The sequence below is a fragment of the Acinetobacter sp. YH12155 genome (assembly GCF_013418255.1).
Classification (GTDB): Bacteria; Pseudomonadota; Gammaproteobacteria; order Pseudomonadales; family Moraxellaceae; genus Acinetobacter; species Acinetobacter indicus.
The window spans coordinates 142926-158561 of record NZ_VPCK01000002.1; the positions used below are offsets into that span (position 1 = coordinate 142926).

Annotated in this window: 13 protein-coding genes and 1 pseudogene; 10 read left to right on the top strand and 4 right to left on the bottom strand. The window is 47.7% G+C overall.

From position 1 onward, the window contains the following. Positions 1-50 precede the first annotated feature (50 nt). Positions 51-1274, bottom strand: a complete 1224-nt coding sequence (locus FTU86_RS02075) for a CaiB/BaiF CoA-transferase family protein (protein ID WP_005177978.1) — start codon at positions 1272-1274, stop codon at positions 51-53. Between the two features lie 358 nt (positions 1275-1632). On the opposite strand from FTU86_RS02075, the pseudogene FTU86_RS02080 reads away from it, so the two are divergent. After that, positions 1633-1908, top strand: a pseudogene (locus FTU86_RS02080) (MFS transporter); the annotation flags it as partial. A 68-nt stretch (positions 1909-1976) separates the two neighbouring features. Here the strand turns inward: FTU86_RS02080 and FTU86_RS02085 are convergent. Next, on the bottom strand, positions 1977-2474 hold the full coding sequence (locus FTU86_RS02085) for a MarR family winged helix-turn-helix transcriptional regulator (RefSeq protein ID WP_180036348.1): 498 nt from the start codon (positions 2472-2474) through the stop codon (positions 1977-1979). A gap of 424 nt (positions 2475-2898) precedes the next feature. Between FTU86_RS02085 and FTU86_RS02090 the strand changes: the two genes are divergently transcribed. From FTU86_RS02090 to aliA, 4 genes are all read left to right on the top strand, one after another. After that, a complete protein-coding gene (locus FTU86_RS02090; protein ID WP_005177943.1) occupies positions 2899-3666 on the top strand; it encodes a glucose 1-dehydrogenase in 768 nt (255 codons plus the stop codon). Positions 3667-3738: 72 nt separating this feature from the next. Further along, a complete protein-coding gene (gene badI / locus FTU86_RS02095; RefSeq protein ID WP_005177941.1) occupies positions 3739-4521 on the top strand; it encodes a 2-ketocyclohexanecarboxyl-CoA hydrolase in 783 nt (260 codons plus the stop codon). A 14-nt stretch (positions 4522-4535) separates the two neighbouring features. Beyond that, on the top strand, positions 4536-5693 hold the full coding sequence (gene aliB, locus FTU86_RS02100) for a cyclohexanecarboxyl-CoA dehydrogenase (protein ID WP_180036347.1): 1158 nt from the start codon (positions 4536-4538) through the stop codon (positions 5691-5693). Positions 5694-5855: 162 nt separating this feature from the next. Continuing rightward, complete coding sequence (gene aliA / locus FTU86_RS02105) at positions 5856-7511, top strand: cyclohexanecarboxylate-CoA ligase (RefSeq protein WP_168405817.1); 1656 nt, start codon at positions 5856-5858, stop codon at positions 7509-7511. 85 nt (positions 7512-7596) lie between these two features. Here aliA and FTU86_RS02110 read toward each other — a convergent pair whose 3' ends face one another. Beyond that, the gene (locus tag FTU86_RS02110) at positions 7597-8274 is read right to left on the bottom strand and encodes a type 1 glutamine amidotransferase domain-containing protein (RefSeq protein WP_180036346.1); all 678 of its coding nucleotides are present in this window, start codon (positions 8272-8274) and stop codon (positions 7597-7599) included. Between the two features lie 132 nt (positions 8275-8406). Next, a complete protein-coding gene (locus FTU86_RS02115; protein ID WP_104471333.1) occupies positions 8407-9291 on the bottom strand; it encodes a LysR family transcriptional regulator in 885 nt (294 codons plus the stop codon). A gap of 176 nt (positions 9292-9467) precedes the next feature. On the opposite strand from FTU86_RS02115, the gene FTU86_RS02120 reads away from it, so the two are divergent. The 5 genes from FTU86_RS02120 to FTU86_RS02140 all read left to right on the top strand — a co-directional run bounded on the left by FTU86_RS02120 (position 9468) and on the right by FTU86_RS02140 (position 15625). Then, positions 9468-10997: a CoA-acylating methylmalonate-semialdehyde dehydrogenase gene (locus tag FTU86_RS02120; protein ID WP_168418666.1), complete on the top strand. Its 1530-nt coding sequence runs from the start codon at positions 9468-9470 to the stop codon at positions 10995-10997. Positions 10998-11008: 11 nt separating this feature from the next. Continuing rightward, positions 11009-11899 (top strand): 3-hydroxyisobutyrate dehydrogenase, encoded by an 891-nt coding sequence (gene mmsB / locus FTU86_RS02125; protein WP_180036345.1) that lies wholly within the window; start codon positions 11009-11011, stop codon positions 11897-11899. Between the two features lie 83 nt (positions 11900-11982). Next, on the top strand, positions 11983-13635 hold the full coding sequence (locus FTU86_RS02130) for an AMP-binding protein (protein ID WP_180036344.1): 1653 nt from the start codon (positions 11983-11985) through the stop codon (positions 13633-13635). Positions 13636-13704: 69 nt separating this feature from the next. Further along, a complete protein-coding gene (locus FTU86_RS02135) occupies positions 13705-14832 on the top strand; it encodes an acyl-CoA dehydrogenase family protein (RefSeq protein WP_104470213.1) in 1128 nt (375 codons plus the stop codon). A 19-nt stretch (positions 14833-14851) separates the two neighbouring features. Further along, a complete protein-coding gene (locus tag FTU86_RS02140) occupies positions 14852-15625 on the top strand; it encodes an enoyl-CoA hydratase (RefSeq protein ID WP_104470214.1) in 774 nt (257 codons plus the stop codon). The last annotated feature ends 11 nt before the right edge of the window (positions 15626-15636 follow it).

Below are 15636 nucleotides of genomic sequence, written 5' to 3' on the forward strand. Positions count from 1 at the left end.
ATAAAAAAGGAATCCGAGGATTCCTTTTTTATTGTCGGTGGGATGCAGCCTTAGCGCTGCTGGATAATCTTTTTGGCTTTATATGCCTGCATTTCTTCTGCGCTTAAAAACTGGCTTAAGATATTGTCGGTATCTTCACCTAAGCACGGTGGGGCTTTTTTATATTCAACCGGGGTTTTGGACAGTTTAATTGGCGAGCCAATTGAGGTGTAATCTTCGCGCAGGGTATGCGGCATCTGAATTACCATTTCACGTGCCAGCACCTGTTCTTCTTCCAGAGTCTGTTGCAGGTTATTGATCATGCCCACAGGGACCTTGACGGCGTGAATTAAATCGACCCAGGTTTTGGCCGGTTGGGTATAAAAATGTTGCTGTAAAATTTGGGTGACTTCTTCACGATGCATCACTCGGCCAGAGTTGCGACTAAAACGTGGATCTTTCGGTACTTCAGGTAGGCCTATGGCATCACACAGCGCCAAGAACTGCTGATCATTGCCGCAGGCAATAATAAATTCGCCTTCCTGCGCCTTAAATACCTGATAAGGCACAATATTGGCATGTGCATTACCAAAACGGCCCGGCACTTTGCCTGAGGTCAAATAATTCATGGCCAGCACCGATAAAGAGGCCACCTGAGTATCTAACAAGGCCATATCAATATGTTGGCCTTCACCGGTTTTTTCACGCGACAGTAAGGCGGCCTGAATGGCAATTGCAGAATATAAACCGGTGGTCAGATCGGCAAAAGCCAATCCAGCTTTTTGCGGGCCGCCACCGGGTAAATCATCGCGTTCACCGGTAACGCTCATCATGCCGCCCATGCCTTGAATAATAAAGTCATAACCCGGTTCATGAGCACGTGGACCATGCTGGCCAAAACCGGTAATCGAACAATACACCAGACGCGGGTTTATATGGCTCAGGCTTTCATAGTCCAGACCATATTTTTTCAAAGAACCGGCTTTATAGTTTTCAATGACCACATCACTGGTTTCAGCAATTTTTTTAATAATCTGCTGGCCTTCCGGGGTTGATAGATCAACAGCTACGGAATGTTTGCCACGATTGGCCGAAAGATAATAGGCAGATTCATGGGTATCTTGTTGCTGGTTGTTTTTAAGCCAGGGCGGTCCCCAGATGCGCGTATCATCGCCATGATCAGGCTTTTCAATTTTAATTACTTCTGCACCCAGATCGGCCAGAATTTGACTACACCAAGGTCCAGCCAAAATACGGCTGAGATCCAATACCCGAAAGCCTGTTAAAGCACCCATCTATTCTCACACTCCTTGTTCCGTTTTTATTTCATGTCTACATATTTTAATAATCACAGTAAACCTATATTAAAACGATCCAACACTCAACTATGCGACCGTTAATTTCGTATAACAAAATAATATATCAAAATTTGTTTAAAATTATTTTTATCTTGTCTACCCTGAGTGAGCTAAAAAGAACGACCAAAAAACAAACAGAGGCTGAGAAGTCTTCATGACAGCAACAAAAAGATCAGGAGCAGCACAGCTATGGATTGAAAAACGCAGCACAACAATAGGCTCACATCAGGAACTTCGTGAGCGATAAGCAACTGAAAAATAAACAAGGAATAGAAAGAACAAGGATATTTAATTCATGACGGATTTGGTAACTGAGCTAAAAAAGATTCAACCCACCACCAAAAGAACCCAGCAAATTGCATTTGTATTTGCCTTTCTGGCGCTGCTGGTCGATGGGGCAGACATGCTCTTGCTCTCCTTTAGCTTAAACAGTCTGAAAGCAGAATTTGGCTTAAGCAATTTACAGGCTGGTGCCCTGGGAAGCGCGACGCTGGCCGGCATGGCCGTAGGTGGTTTTCTTGGTGGCTGGGCCTGCGACCGGTTGGGTCGGGTTCGGACGGTAGTGATATCAAGTAATAAAAAAATGAGCCTTGAAAGGCTCATTTTTTTGATTCCAGAAGTCTTATCTTCAATGTTTAATCAAACGTCCGAAGCAGTATTCTTCTGGGCAATTTGAATGCTCTTTAGCCCATCATTAACTTTGTTTAACAGGTGAATCAGAGTCACCACATCATCAAAGGCCAATGTATTTAAAGCCTGGCCATAAAAATTAAAGAAGTCATCTTGCAGGCTGTCCCAGGTTTTAAGACCTGCATCGGTCAGCGCAACATTTTTTGCACGGCGGTCCTGTTCATTAATCACGCGCTGTACCAGACCTTCGCGTTCCAGCCGTTTTAATACGGCATCCAGGTTTTGACGGCTCACACCCAGATAGTCGGTTAAATCGGAAAATGACATTCCGGATAGAACCCGTGGGCGAGACAAAGCCCCTAAAACTGCCCAGTGCACCGGAGAAATCCTCAATTCGTTGGAGCATTTGCGGTCCAGTGTATTTCCCACCTGAAACAGTCTAAAAAAAAGTCTATTGTGGGCGGAATATAAGGATTGATCATATTTTTTTGTTAGAGCATCAGTCATTCTAAAAGACCACCCTGATCAAATTCATTCAATAAGCTGCATTATACTCAAAAGGTATCTTGTATAAATCAGTCTCTGTTTTCTATCTGGCTGTAATTCAGAGGGGATCAGCAATTTTTCTTTGCTGGTCGTGCCCACATTTTTGCGCCTCCGTTCAGTACTGTATAGATGAACCATCCTCTTTCTTGGTTCTGTCACATCTGCTTGCTTTACGCATAAAACTTAAGGTTAAAGCCAATTTATGTCAATGTGTTTATTTTTAATAAATCATAAATAATTGATATATTTAATTTAAATTAATTTTAAATTTTATTTTATGTAAATGTATTGACATAAAATTATTCTACTCCTATTGTAAAGAACATGGGTATTGAATAAAAAACGGCCAGGCAAATTGGCATAAGAACAGCGCAGGGAGACATAAATGAAAGGCTTAAAGGATAAAGTGGTTATTGTGACAGGCGGTGCAGGTGGAATTGGTTCAGCAACCTGTCGCCGGCTGGCAGAAGAGGGCGCTAAAGTCGCAATCTTTGATATGAATATGACCGCAGCAGAGCAGTTGGCGCAGGAGATTAACCAGCAGAACGGTCAGGCATTGGCAGTACAGTGTGATATTACCAATCACAATACAGTTGAGCAGGCTGTACAGCAGGTCGAAAGCCAGCTGGGGCCGGTAGATGGCCTAGTCAATAATGCCGGTTGGGATATTTTTAAGCCTTTTGTTAAAACCAATCCACAGGAATGGGACAAGCTGATCCAGATTAATCTGGTTGGTATGCTGAATATGCATTTTGCTGTCCTGAAGGGCATGGTTGAGCGTAATACGGGCAGTATCGTCAATATTGCATCAGATGCTGCGCGCGTCGGTTCTTCAGGTGAAGCGGTTTATGCGGCCTGTAAAGGTGGACTGCTGTCATTTTCGAAAACGCTGGCACGTGAGCATTCGCGTCATAACATCAAGATTAATGTAATTTGCCCGGGTCCAACCGATACAGCACTCTTGGCTGGCGTGACCGAAGGTGCATCGAATCCGGAAAAATTACGGGAAGCCTTTATCCGCTCAATTCCACTGGGCCGTTTGGGGCAACCTGAAGATTTGGCCTCTGCAATTGCCTTCTTTTTAAGTGAAGATGCCAGCTTTATTACCGGACAGGTGCTGAGTGTTTCAGGTGGTTTAACCATGAGTGGCTAAGTCGAAACCCGCATTAAAGGTCAAAAATAAAATCAGATGAGTACAGATAGGATTAATACAGGAAGTATAACCATGAATTTTGAAGATATTTTATATGAAGTGAAAAACGGCGTGGCCTGGATCACCATTAACCGCCCCGAAAAAATGAATGCCTTTCGCGGGACCACGTGTGATGAGCTAATCAAGGCTTTAAATAAGGCAGGCTATGACCGGGATGTGGGTGCCATTGTCCTGGCAGGAGCAGGTGAAAAAGCTTTCTGTACTGGCGGTGACCAGTCTGCACATGATGGTAATTATGATGGACGCGGCACCATTGGCCTACCGATGGAAGAATTACATACCGCCATCCGTGATGTGCCCAAACCGGTGATTGCCCGTGTACAAGGTTATGCAATTGGTGGCGGGAATGTGCTGGCGACCATTTGTGACCTGACCATCTGTTCTGAAAAAGCGATTTTTGGCCAGGTCGGTCCCAAAATGGGCTCTGTCGATCCGGGCTATGGCACAGCATATCTGGCGCGTGTCGTCGGTGAGAAAAAAGCCCGTGAAATCTGGTACTTGTGCCGCCGTTATAGCGGTCAGGAAGCGGTTGAAATCGGGCTGGCCAATAAGTGCGTACCGGCTGATCAGCTGGATGCCGAAGTACAGGCATGGGCAGAAGAAATCTGTCAGCGTAGTCCGACAGCAATTGCTATTGCCAAACGCAGTTTCAATATGGATACCGCACATCAGGCCGGAATTGCCGGGATGGGCATGTATGCCCTGAAACTGTATTACGACACAGAAGAATCACGCGAAGGCGTCAATGCACTTAAAGAAAAACGCCAGCCTGAATTTCGTAAATTTTATAAATAATAAGGAAAATACGTATGACTCAAAATCCTTATATCACGGAAGAACTGGCATTTTTAGCAGAAACGGTTGAAAAATTTGCACAAAAATATATTGCACCCGGTTTTTTAGCGCGTGATCAAAGTCGTGTCTTTGATCGTGATCTGGTGAAAAAAATGGGCGAGATGGGCTTTATTGCACCAGAACTTCCAGAACAATACGGCGGCCAGGACATGGGCCGGCTGGCTGCGGGTATTATTCATGAAGCGGTGGCCAAGGCCGATTTAAGTTTCTCCTATATTAACTTGCTGGCTTCCTTAAATGGACAGATTCTGGCGGAACATGGTCAACCTGAGGTGGTGGAACCGTGGCTGAGAAAGCTGACCGCAGGTGAAGCCATTTTCTCAATTGCACTCACCGAGCCACGTGGGGGTTCAGATGCCGCCAACTTGCGTTTGAAAATTGAACGTGAGGGAGATGAATATGTCATTAACGGTGAAAAAACCTCGATTTCTGCAGCCGATCAGGCTGATGCATCGGTGGTGTTTGGACGTACCGGTTCGGTTGAAGATGGTGCACATGGCGTAACGGCATTGCTGGTGCCGATGGACTTGCCGGGTATTAGCACCACACGTTTTGATTGTCATGGCCAGCGTGCCATTGGTCGCGGTTCCATTTTCTTTGATAACGTTCGGGTTCCGGTCAATCATCGTCTGGGAGATGAAAACAAAGGGTTTGTCCAGGTTATGCAAGGATTTGACTTTTCCCGTGCCTTAATTGGTTTACAGGTACTGGCTGTAGCACGGGTGAGCCTGGATGAAGCCTGGGAATATGCAGCGCAGCGCGAAGCTTTTGGCCAGCCTCTCACGGCATTTCAAGGTATTTCGCATCCTCTGGCTGAATATGAAACCCAGGTCGAAGCTGCACGATTATTGTGTCTGCAAACGTTATGGCTAAAAGACAACCATTTACCGCATACCTCTGAAGCCGGGATGTGTAAATGGTGGGGACCGAAACTGGCCTATGATGTGATTCATCAATGCTTACTGACCTTTGGTCATGCAGGCTATGACCGCGGAGTGATGGAGCAGCGTATGCGCGATGTACTGGGCTTCCAGATAGGTGATGGCACTGCGCAAATTATGAAAACCATTATTGCGCGTAAAAAAGCCGGACGTAAAGCTGTCCCGGCCTGATGGAAACAGGTCAGCATCATCGTTTATCAAAAGTACTGATCACAATCGCATACCACGTGTTGCTGTGCGATTGGTCAAGCAGATCTATCTACAAATAGTGCCTCACGCTTAAGCACTTTAACAAAGTGAACAGGCGGATCATGATAAAAATGGAGTTATGGAATGGATTTCGATGCGGTTCTTCTACCCCCACGCCGGGAAAAAATGGTGCAACAAGGCTACTGGTTAAATAAAACCATCCTGCAATCATTAGATGAAGCAGTACAGCAAGATCCAGATAAAATTGCCTTGGTCAGCTATAAAACTGAAAGTCAGTCAGAGCAAAGTTTTACTTACCGGCAAATGCTGGAGACAGCCAATAAAATTTCGTTGGGATTAAAACAGTTAGGTGTACAGAAACAGGATATTGTGTCTTGCCAACTCCCCAACTGGTGGGAGTTCACTTTATTGTATATCGCCTGTCGTCGGATTGGGGCCGTACTCAATCCGCTGATGCCGATTTTTAGAGAGCGTGAACTGTCATTTATGCTGAAACATACGGAAAGTAAGGTTTTTATTGTACCGAAAGTCTTCCGTAAATTTGACCATGAAAAACTGGCCTATCAGTTACAACGTCATCTTGAAAGTTTGCAACAGGTGATTGTGGTCGGTGGAGAGGGTGAGAATAGTTTTGAAAAATTATTACTTAACCACGGTCTGGAGAATGATCCGCAAATCCTGAATAGCCTGAATGAAGTCACCATCACCGCTGATGATATTGCACAGCTGGTCTTTACCTCCGGCACTACCGGTGAACCCAAAGGGGTGATGCATAGTGCAAATACCTTATTTGCCAATATTGTTCCCTATGCTGAACGTTTACATTTGAACCACAACGATGTGATTTTTATGGGATCACCAATGGCGCATCAAACCGGTTTTATGTATGGGCTGATCATGCCGGTTTTATTAAAAGCCAAAGCCGTCTTGCAGGATGTCTGGGATGTCAATCTCGCCATTGAGCTGATGCATCAGCATCAGGTGACTTTTACCATGGCGTCGACCCCATTTTTAAATGATTTATCTGAAGCCGTCTTACACAACCATCAGACTTTAGACAGTTTAAAAATATTCCTGTGTGCGGGCGCACCGATTCCAAGCACCTTGGTACAAAAAGCACGTCAGAATATAGGCGTTAAAGTCATTTCAGCTTGGGGTATGACCGAATGCGGCGCAGTAACCACCACCCGCCCTGAAGATGAGGATGAGCGTTCCTTTAATACCGACGGCTTGCCACTTCCTGGCGTTGAAGTGAAAGTGGTTGGCGATGATGGTGAAGAATTAGCACCACATCAATCGGGCACCCTGATGATTCGCAGTTGTTCCAATTTTGGTGGCTATATGAAGCGCCCACATTTAAACGAAACCAGTGCAGATGACTGGTTCGATACTGGTGATATTGCCTATCTGGACGAGCAAGGTTATATCCGGATTGCTGGACGTAAAAAAGATGTGATTATTCGCGGTGGCGAAAATATTCCTGTGGCCGAAGTTGAATCTTTAATTTATTTACATCCAGATGTGGCAACGGTGGCGTTAATTCCGTATGCAGATGAGCGACTGGGCGAGAAAGCCTGCGCCATCGTGAAGCTCAAAGAAGGCACGCAAACCATGCAGTTAAAGGATTTGGTCGAGTTCCTGAAAGCACACAATCTGGCAATTCAGTATATTCCAGAGCGTTTAGAAATCTGGGATGAAATTCCAATGACCCCATCAGGGAAAATCCAGAAATTTAAACTTCGGGAAATGCTGGCCCAGCATATTGCATCTGCCAGTTAATTCCTTTCATTAAAAGCAAAACTCCTGATAATTAATTCAGGAGTTTTCTATTAAGCACAAAAAGCGATGACGTCGATGTCTATGCTTATTTCGAGAATTTCAATAACGCTTCTGCGGTCGCCTCTGAGGAGGCCGGATTCTGTCCGGTAATCAGCAAACCATCTTGCTGTACATGCACCTGCCAGTCCTCGGCTTTTGAATATTGCCCGCCGTATTCTTTCAGCATATCTTCAACTAAAAAGGGCACAATATTGGTTAGCCCAACTGCATCTTCTTCTGTATTGCTAAAACCGGTTACAGTCTTGCCTTTGACCAGCGGTTGGCCATCCTGTGCTTTGACATGACGTAATACTCCCAGCGCATGACAGACCAACGCCACCGGTTTATTTGCTTGCAATGTTTGTTCAATCAAAGAGATGGAGTCCGGGTCTTCGGCCAAATCCCATAAGGGTCCATGACCGCCCGGATAAAACACGGCATCAAAATCGGCAATCGACACCTCACTGAGTTTGCGTGTCTGCGCCAGATCTTGCATGGCGGCGGTATCCGCCTTAAAACGCTCGGTGGCTTTGGTCTGAGCATCGGGTTCATTACTTTTCGGATCAAGAGGCGGTTGACCACCTTTAGGAGAGGCCAAGGTCACCTCGGCGCCAGCATCAACAAAAGCATAATAAGGGGCGGCCAGTTCTTCCAGCCAGAAACCGGTCTGTTTGCCTGTATCACCCAGACGGTCATGAGAGGTCAGCACGATGAGAATCTTCATATCATTTTCCTGAATGGTTCATATTATTCGGTTCATCGACTGTTAATTTAGCAAGCGTAATGGGCGCTAAGTGTTGTGATACGTTCAGTTGCTGTATCGGCATGTGTCAATCTCCAGATACTGCAAAGGATTTTAAGTGCCCATTAACAGGGCCTGCTGCACATCGGCCTGTTTGCGCAGGAAATCCCAGACCAGTTTGATTTTCGGCTCATGCTGTAAATCAACTAGGGTCAACATCCAGAAGGTATGGGTAAAACTGACCTGATCGCCCAGAACTTCTTGCAGATCGGGTTTATCATGCACCAGAAATCGCGGCAAAATTGCCAGTCCGGCGCCGGTACTGACCGCAATCTGCTGGGCCAGAATACTGTTACTGCGAAAACAAGCTGTCACTTGCAGCGGCAAACGTTCCAGCGAATACAGCGCCGAGCTATACACCAGATCATCAATATAATCGACAAATCGGTGCTGTTTCAGATCTTCCAGCTGTCTAATTGGTGGATTTTGCTGTAAATAGCTTTGACTGCCGTACAGTTTTAAACAGTAATTTGAGAGTCGGGTAATGATATAAGGCCCGGATTTGGGCCGGTCAATTGAAATGACAATATCGGCCTCACGATGTGAAAGTTTGATGGTTTTTGGCACCGGAATCAGGTCAATAGTCAGCGAAGGATAATGCTGTGAAAACTCCGCCAGCAGCCGGGCCAGAAACGCCGTCCCGAAACCTTCCGGCGCACCAATGCGTACCCGGCCTTGTAAAGGGTCATGGCGTTTATCAATCTGGATAAAAGACTGTTCCATCTGTTCGACGCGGGGCACCAGTGCCAGACCTTCCGCAGTCAGCTCATAGCCTTTGGCTTCACGTTTAAACAGCTGGGTACCCAAGGTATTTTCCAGCGCCTGAATGCGCCGTGCCACGGTGCTGTGTTCCACTTCCATCAGGCGCGCAGCATTGGTGAGGGTTTTGGCCCGGGCCAAGACCAGAAAAAAGCGTAAGTGATCCCAATCAACTTTCATTTTATGTTTAACATCCTGTTAAATCTCTGTGCAAATTTGCACAATCGTCGTGCGCCAATCTCTATTGGTGCCAAAAGTGTTCTTTGTTAGTCTGCTGAAACAGCGTAAAAATAATACGTTAAAAACAGCCAGTAAAGGCAGATAAAACGACAATAACAAACCAGCACGGAGCGACCATGAACGCGATTCATCATCCCCATTCGAATACCGGCCTCACCACGGCAAAACTGCTGATTAATGGTGAATTTATCGACTCCAGAACCAGTCATTGGCAAGATATTGTCAATCCTGCTACCCAGGAGGTTCTGGGTCAGGTGCCGTTTGCCACTGCAGAAGAAGTCAATGCCGCCATTGCCGCAGCCCAACAGGCTTTTGCCAGCTGGCGTGAAACACCTATTCAGGCCCGTATGCGGATTATGCTGAAACTGCAGGAGCTGATCCGTCAAAACTTAAAAAGTATTGCACAAGTCCTGACCGCTGAACAGGGCAAAACATTAGCAGATGCCGAAGGTGATATTCAGCGTGGCCTGGAAGTGGTGGAACATGCCTGCTCGGTCGGTTCGCTGCAAATGGGTGAGTATATTGAAGGCGTGGCGCGCGGGGTGGATACCTATACCATGCAGCAACCCTTAGGTGTCTGTGCCGGAATTACCCCGTTTAATTTCCCTGCGATGATTCCGTTGTGGATGTTCCCAATGGCCATTGTCTGCGGCAATACTTTTGTCTTAAAGCCGTCGGAGCAGGATCCGCTATCAACCATGATGCTGGTCGAACTGGCGATGCAGGCTGGTGTTCCTGCCGGGGTACTGAATGTGGTGCATGGTGGTAAAGAAGTGGTCGATCTGCTGTGTACGCATTCTGATATCAAGGCCATTTCCTTTGTCGGTTCTACGGCGGTGGGTACCCATGTCTATAACCTGGCAGGCCAGCATGGCAAACGGGTACAGTCAATGATGGGCGCCAAAAACCATGTGGTGGTAATGCCGGATGCCGATAAAGAACAGACCTTAAATGCCTTGGTTGGTGCAGCCTTTGGCGCCGCCGGTCAGCGCTGTATGGCCCTGTCTGTGGCGGTGATGGTCGGTGAAAGCAAGCATTGGGTCGATGAGCTGGTCAATAAAGCCAAAACCTTAAAGGTCAATGCTGGCCATGAACCGAATACCGATGTCGGACCGGTCATCTCAACCCGTGCCAAAGCCCGTGTGATTGACCTGATTAACAGTGGTGTCGAGCAGGGTGCAGAACTGCTGCTAGATGGCCGCGAGGTGCAGGTTGCCGGCTATGAGCAAGGCAATTTTGTTGGTCCGACCATTTTTAATCAGGTCACGACCGAGATGCGCATTTATAAGGAAGAAATCTTTGGTCCGGTCTTGGCCATCATTCATGTCGATACGTTAGAACAGGCTATTCAGCTGATTAATACCAATCCGTTTGGTAATGGCGTGGGCTTATTTACCCAAAGCGGCAGTACCGCACGTACTTTCCAGAACCAGATTGATATTGGTCAGGTCGGTATTAATATTCCAATTCCGGTGCCGGTACCATTTTTCAGTTTTACCGGTTCCCGTGGCTCCAAACTCGGTGATTTAGGCCCGTATGGCAAACAGGCCGTGCAGTTCTATACCCAGACCAAAACTATCACCAGCCGCTGGTTTGAAGATGATCAGGAAAGTGCTGGTGTGAATACCACCATCAGTCTGCGTTAAGGAGAATGACCATGAAAATTGCATTTATTGGTTTAGGCAACATGGGCGGCTCCATGGCACAGAACTTACTCAAAGCCGGCCATCAAGTGTTTGGCTATGACTTGAGCGAGATCGCTTTAGAACATTTTGCCCAGGCCGGTGGCGTGGTTTGCCAGAGTCCGCGAGATGCAGCCCAACAGGCCAATGTGGTGGTGACCATGCTACCTGCGGCCCAGCATGTACGCACGGTGTATCTGGGTGAACAGGGTATTTTAAACGTGCTGCCGGCTGGCAGTTTATGTATCGACAGCAGCACCATTGACCCGAAAACCATTCAGGTCGTGGACGCAGCCGCACAGGCTCGACAGATTCAGGTCTGTGATGCACCGGTGTCTGGTGGAACCTTAGGCGCCAAAGAGGGCACCTTGACCTTTATGGTTGGGGGCGATGCCGCCACATTTGAAGCAGTGAAGCCGGTACTGAGTGCGATGGGGAAAAATCTGGTGCATTGTGGTGCTATTGGCACCGGGCAGGTGGCAAAAATCTGTAATAACCTGATTCTGGGTATTTCCATGACGGCGGTCGCCGAAGGCATGGCACTGGGAGTAAAACTCGGGATTGATCCGCAAGCGCTGGCCGGAGTCATTAACAGCTCATCTGGGCGCTGCTGGAGTTCTGAAGTCTATAATCCGTGGCCAGATATCTGTGCCAATGCGCCAGCATCTCGTGGTTATACCGATGGTTTTGCCGCACAACTGATGCTGAAAGATTTAGGGCTGGCGGTTGATGCTGCACATCAGGCCGAGCATCCGATTGTTCTGGGCAGTCTGGTGCAACAGCTGTATCAGCAGTTGTGTCAGGAAGGTCATGCACATCTGGATTTCTCCAGCATCATGCATCATTATACCGCGCCAACAGCGTAAAAAAATAGCAACATGATGGAGCAGGGACAGGCTACATCCATACACCTTGTCAGTAATAACGATAAATTCAGGCTGAGGTACATATGTTAAATTATCAAAAAACGGTTCAGGAATTTGATCTCAATACGGTTGCACGCCAGTATCTGTCTGGCACCATGCAGGCACTTAATGCCTGTTTTGAATGCTGCGACCGCCACGCCGGTTCAGATGCGATTGCCTTGTACTGGCATGGTAAAGATGGCCGCAAAGAGCAGTACAGCTTTGCCGAGCTAAAAAAATATGCCAGCCAGTTTGCCAGCTTTTTAAAAGCGCAGGGTGTGCAAAAAGGTGACCGCGTTTCTGGCTTATTGCCACGCACTCCGGAACTGATCATTACTATTTTGGCCACCTGGCGAATTGGCGCGGTGTATCAGCCGCTGTTTACCGCCTTTGGACCCAAAGCCATTGAACACCGTATTCAGCTGGCTCAAAGCAAGCTGGTGGTCACCGATTTGGCCAACCGCGATAAATTGGTGGATATTGCGAACTGTCCAGACATTGTGACCGTGCATGCAGAGCGCCAGGCCGATGCCTATCCGCAAGATTTCAGTTTCTGGAGCGTATTGAAGGGTCAGGCCGAGCACTGTGAACTGGAAATGCTGACGATTGATGATCCATTTTTATTGATGTTTACTTCGGGCACCACCGGGCCGGCCAAACCGCTGAAAGTGCCACTAAAAGCCCTGATTGCATTTGGCGGCTATATGCAAAATGCCATTGGCCTGCAACCGGAAGATGCGTTCTGGAATATTGCAGATCCGGGCTGGGCGTATGGTCTGTACTATGCCATTACCGGGCCATTGCTACTGGGGCATTCGACCCTGTTTTATGAAGGTGGTTTTAATGCCGAAAGTGTCTGCGAAATTGTTCAGCAATATGGCATCACCAATCTGGCCGGTGCCCCGACGGCGTACCGGATGATGATGGCTGCCGATCAGGCACAGATGGCACAGCTACGTGGCAAATTACGCGTGGTCAGCAGTGCCGGCGAACCATTAAATCCAGAAGTAATCCGCTGGTTTGAACAGGTACTGGATGTGCCCATTTACGACCATTATGGCCAGACCGAAGTGGGGATGGTGGTGTGTAATCATCATGCCTTGGAACATCCGGTACGTTCAGGTTCAGCCGGCTTTGCCAGCCCGGGCTATACCATTGCCGTGGTTGATGAGCAGGGTCAGGCCTTAGCAGCAGATACTGCGGGCATTCTGGCGATTGATATCCGTCAATCACCAATGATGTGGTTTGGCGGTTATGATGAAAGCCGTAAGTCACCATTTGTTGGAGATTATTACTTAACTGGCGATACCGCCGAAATTCACGCCGATGGCAGCATGAGCTTTGTCGGACGTAGTGATGATGTCATTACAACGTCAGGCTATCGGGTTGGCCCATTTGATGTGGAAAGCGCCTTGCTGGAACATGATGCGGTGATTGAAGCCGCCGTGATTGGTGTACCGGATCCGGAGCGTACCGAAGTAATTAAAGCCTTTGTGGTGCTGGCCCAGCAGGTACAAGCCACGCAACAACTTGAAGAAGAACTGGGACAGTTTGTCAAAAAACGTCTGTCTGCACATGCCTATCCACGCCTGATTGAATTTGTGACTGAACTGCCAAAAACCCCAAGTGGCAAAATCCAGCGCTTTTTACTGCGTAATCAGGAAATCAGCAAATTACAGCAGGCCAAAACTGCATAAAACGCTAAAAAACGAAAACGCCAACAGATCAAGAAAGACATCTCAATAAGAAGATTAAGGGAAGCAGGTATGCAATTTACGGAAGAACAACAGCTGATTCAGGACATGGCCAAAAGTTTTGCCCAGGAGCAGATTAAACCGAATGCTGGCGAATGGGATGAAAAAGGCATTTTCCCGAAAGAGGCTTTGGCCCAAATGGGTGAACTGGGCTTTATGGGAATGCTGATTCCGGAAGAATGGGGCGGTTCAGGCACGGGAACGCTGGCCTATGTGCTAGCCCTAGAAGAAGTTGCCGCAGCCGATGGTGCGACATCGGCCATTATGAGCGTGCATAACTCAGTTGGCTGTGTGCCCATTCTCAAATTCGGCACCGAGCAGCAAAAGCAGCAATATTTAAAGCCACTGGCTCAAGGTCAAATGATTGGCGCTTTTGCCTTAACCGAACCACATACCGGCTCGGATGCTGCTGCTATTAAAACCCGCGCAGTTAAAGATGGCGATCATTATATTATTAATGGTGCCAAACAGTTTATTACCTCGGGCAACAACGCCGGCATGATTATCGTGTTTGCCGTAACCGACCCGAATGCCGGCAAAAAAGGCATGAGCGCCTTTTTAGTGCCACGCGATACACCCGGTTATGAGGTCATCCGGGTGGAAAATAAACTGGGCTTACATGCTTCCGATACCTGTCAGATTGCCTTAACCGATGTGCGCATTCATGAAAGTTTAAGGCTGGGCGCCGAAGGTGAAGGCCTAAAAATTGCCCTGGCCAATCTGGAAGGCGGGCGCATCGGGATTGCCGCGCAGGCGGTAGGTCTGGCGCGCGCCGCTTTAGAAGAAGCCAGCCGCTATGCGCATGAGCGTGTGGCCTTTGGCAAACCGATTTTTGAACAGCAGGCCATTTCTTTCCGGCTGGCCAGCATGGCCACCGAAATTGAAGCAGCACGGCAGCTGGTGCATTTCGCGGCCCGTAAAAAAGAAGCTGGTGAAAGCTGTTTAACTGAAGCCTCCATGGCCAAACTGTTTGCCTCAGAAATGGCAGAACGGGTTTGTTCCAAAGCCTTACAGATTTTTGGCGGCTATGGCTATTTAAAAGATTTTCCAATCGAGCGTATTTATCGGGATGCGCGTATTTGCCAGATTTATGAAGGCACCAGCGACATTCAGCGTCTGGTGATTGCACGTAGTTTATAATTGAACAGGGAGATTGATCATGCAATGGGAAACAATTTTACTTGAACAGCGCAACGGGGTTGGACTGATAACCTTAAATCGCCCAAAAGCCTTAAATGCCCTGAACCATCAGCTGATTGTCGAAGTTAATCAGGCGCTGGACCGGCTGGAAAAAGACCCGGATATTGGCTGTATCGTCATCACCGGTTCAGAAAAAGCCTTTGCTGCCGGCGCCGATATTAAAGAAATGGCAGATCTCACATTTCCACAAATTTATCTGGATGATTTTTTCAGTCTGGCCGACCGCATCGCCCAGCGCCGTAAACCGTTAATTGCCGCAGTCAGTGGCTATGCCTTGGGCGGTGGCTGCGAACTGGCGCTCATGTGTGACTTTATTTACTGTGCTGATAATGCCAAATTTGGCCTGCCTGAAGTGACTTTGGGTGTATTGCCGGGCATTGGCGGTACCCAGCGTTTAACCCTGGCAATTGGTAAGGCCAAAGCCATGGAAATGTGTCTGACGGCCCGCCAGATGGGCGCGCAGGAAGCTGAACAAAGTGGACTGGTGGCACGGGTGTTTGCCAAAGAGGAATTGTTAGAGCAAACTCTGCAAGCCGCAGAAAAAATTGCCGAAAAATCCCTGCCAGCAGTGATGATGATTAAAGAATCCATCAACCGTGCTTTTGAAGTCAGTCTGGCCGAAGGCTTGCGTTTTGAGCGACGTATTTTCCATTCCATTTTTGCCGGTCAGGACCAGAAAGAAGGTATGCAGGCCTTTGTCGAAAAACGCCCGGCCCAATTTAGCCATCAATAAAAATCATAATA

Coding starts and splice junctions, on each gene's coding strand:
- FTU86_RS02075 (WP_005177978.1), bottom strand. CDS start 1,274: ATGGGTGCTTTAACAGGCTTTCGGGTATTGGATCTCAGCCGTATTTTG.
- FTU86_RS02085 (WP_180036348.1), bottom strand. CDS start 2,474: ATGACTGATGCTCTAACAAAAAAATATGATCAATCCTTATATTCCGCC.
- FTU86_RS02090 (WP_005177943.1), top strand. CDS start 2,899: ATGAAAGGCTTAAAGGATAAAGTGGTTATTGTGACAGGCGGTGCAGGT.
- badI (WP_005177941.1), top strand. CDS start 3,739: ATGAATTTTGAAGATATTTTATATGAAGTGAAAAACGGCGTGGCCTGG.
- aliB (WP_180036347.1), top strand. CDS start 4,536: ATGACTCAAAATCCTTATATCACGGAAGAACTGGCATTTTTAGCAGAA.
- aliA (WP_168405817.1), top strand. CDS start 5,856: ATGGATTTCGATGCGGTTCTTCTACCCCCACGCCGGGAAAAAATGGTG.
- FTU86_RS02110 (WP_180036346.1), bottom strand. CDS start 8,274: ATGAAGATTCTCATCGTGCTGACCTCTCATGACCGTCTGGGTGATACA.
- FTU86_RS02115 (WP_104471333.1), bottom strand. CDS start 9,291: ATGAAAGTTGATTGGGATCACTTACGCTTTTTTCTGGTCTTGGCCCGG.
- FTU86_RS02120 (WP_168418666.1), top strand. CDS start 9,468: ATGAACGCGATTCATCATCCCCATTCGAATACCGGCCTCACCACGGCA.
- mmsB (WP_180036345.1), top strand. CDS start 11,009: ATGAAAATTGCATTTATTGGTTTAGGCAACATGGGCGGCTCCATGGCA.
- FTU86_RS02130 (WP_180036344.1), top strand. CDS start 11,983: ATGTTAAATTATCAAAAAACGGTTCAGGAATTTGATCTCAATACGGTT.
- FTU86_RS02135 (WP_104470213.1), top strand. CDS start 13,705: ATGCAATTTACGGAAGAACAACAGCTGATTCAGGACATGGCCAAAAGT.
- FTU86_RS02140 (WP_104470214.1), top strand. CDS start 14,852: ATGCAATGGGAAACAATTTTACTTGAACAGCGCAACGGGGTTGGACTG.